The sequence below is a fragment of the Armatimonas sp. genome, assembly GCF_043760365.1.
Lineage (GTDB): Bacteria > Armatimonadota > Armatimonadia > Armatimonadales > Armatimonadaceae > Armatimonas.
In genome coordinates this window covers 1-1602 of sequence record NZ_JAYUPA010000522.1, presented here as the reverse complement: position 1 = coordinate 1602, position 1602 = coordinate 1, and the positions used below count along the sequence as shown (strand labels likewise).

Genomic DNA, 1602 nt, shown 5'->3' with positions numbered 1-1602 from the left:
CGCCGCCTCGGGGATCAGCCGCCCGCTCATCAGCACCGCGCTGCTCAGGCACTCAGGCCGTGTGAGCAGCAGCAGCAGCGCCATCGCCGCCCCCTGGGAGAACCCCATCAAGACCGTCCGCGCGGGATCGGTGCCGTAGGCTTTGTGGCACTCAAGAATAAACAGCTCCAGCGTTTGGGCACTCTCGAAGGCGATCTCCTCGTCGAACTCTAGCCCGTCTTCCAGAAACGCGATGGGATACCAGCCCCAGCCACCGCCATGCTTCAGGGGAGCGCGGGGCGAGACAATGGTGTAGCGCGCATCCAGCCAGGGGGCCAATCCGAACAGATCGTCCTCATGGGAGCCCACGCCGTGTAGCAGTAGCAAGAGCGGTGGGCGAGGCCCTTCGGCTTGCTGAACGCGATGTATCAGCGAAAACGACATGCCGATATGGTATCGTAAAACCATGCAAGACGGGAAGGAAAAGCGCGAGGAAAAACCGGTCAATGCGGAGCAAGTTCTCCGTACGCTGGCGGAGCGCTGGCGTGGTGCCGTCACTCTGGAGTACCGCTCGCAGCTCGTGCTGAGCCATCAGGGGGAGGCAGGACTTCGTGGGGAGCTTACCGTGCGCCTGCGCCGCCCGAACCTGGCGCGTATCGAAATTAGCGTAGACAACCCTGAGGCTTGTGGCCTGCGGGTCTGTGATGGGCGGGTGATCTGGCAACGCAATCGGAAGGTTCCCCTCCGTCCCGCCCGCACCCAGCGTCATGGTTTCCAGACCACGGTGATGGCGGGGGTTGCGCACCCGCTCGATGAGGCCGCTTACTCCGTGGACCAGTTCCTCGCCCCGCAGCCGTTCCGCCTCACGGGAAGCGGCGTGGAGCGCTCCGCGACCCAGCGGAAAGACAGTAAAGACAAAGAGCGTGAGGTGTTTGTGGTGGTACAGACCCAGGCAACCAGTCGGGATACCCTCACACTGGATGCTAAAACCTACGCGCCACTTCGGCTTGTTCGTGTTGGTGACCATGGGGGAACCGTGCAGGAGCTCTTGCGTGAGGAGTTTCAGGGAGTGGTTCTGGGGGGCGCTTTGCCCGCCTCGCTGTTCCGCTGGACACCCGAAGACGAGGCCCGGCAATAAACAGCAAGCACCCTGCCTACGAGGCCGCCGAGCGTCTCCTCAAGCCCACCGGGCGGCGAGAGACCGGCCAGTATCTGGTTGAGGACAGCCCGCTTGTCCGGCAAGCGCTCCTCGCCCCTGAGGCAATTGTCGAGGCCGCGTACTGCCTTCCGGGCGACGTGCCGAGTTTAGAGCCGCTCTGCATCGCGCGGGGCATCCCCCTCTATGTCCTGACGGGCGGCCTGCTCCAGAAGCTCACGGGCACGGGCTACGAGACTGCTGTGAGCGCCCTGGCCATTGTCAAGCAGCACGTGGTGAAGCCCGAAGCCCTGCTCTCGGACAAGGCGCTGATTCTCTGTGGCGAGCGCATTCAGGATCCGCGCAATGTGGGGGTTCTCATCCGCACCGCCGAGGTGCTCGGCTGCACGGGGCTGCTCCTCTCCGCCGGGAGCGCCGAGCCGTTCTCTCGCCAGGCCGTGCGCTCCACCACGGGCAGTGTCCTGCGC

Annotated in this window: 3 protein-coding genes; 2 read left to right on the top strand and 1 reads right to left on the bottom strand. The window is 64.6% G+C overall.

The genetic code is table 11. The features are described from left to right. Positions 1-423 (bottom strand): alpha/beta hydrolase (locus tag ACH2EH_RS12205; protein ID WP_395142030.1); only part of this gene is annotated, 423 nt, incomplete at its 3' end. 22 nt (positions 424-445) lie between these two features. On the opposite strand from ACH2EH_RS12205, the gene ACH2EH_RS12200 reads away from it, so the two are divergent. Both ACH2EH_RS12200 and ACH2EH_RS12195 read left to right on the top strand, forming a co-directional pair. Beyond that, positions 446-1117, top strand: coding sequence for an outer membrane lipoprotein carrier protein LolA (locus ACH2EH_RS12200; protein WP_395142029.1), 672 nt, complete (start codon positions 446-448; stop codon positions 1115-1117). Between the two features lie 158 nt (positions 1118-1275). Continuing rightward, positions 1276-1602 (top strand): TrmH family RNA methyltransferase (locus ACH2EH_RS12195; RefSeq protein ID WP_395142027.1); only part of this gene is annotated, 327 nt, incomplete at its 3' end.

Excerpts from the sequence above, each read along its gene's own strand:
- ACH2EH_RS12200 (WP_395142029.1), top strand. The coding sequence starts at position 446 with ATGCAAGACGGGAAGGAAAAGCGCGAGGAAAAACCGGTCAATGCGGAG.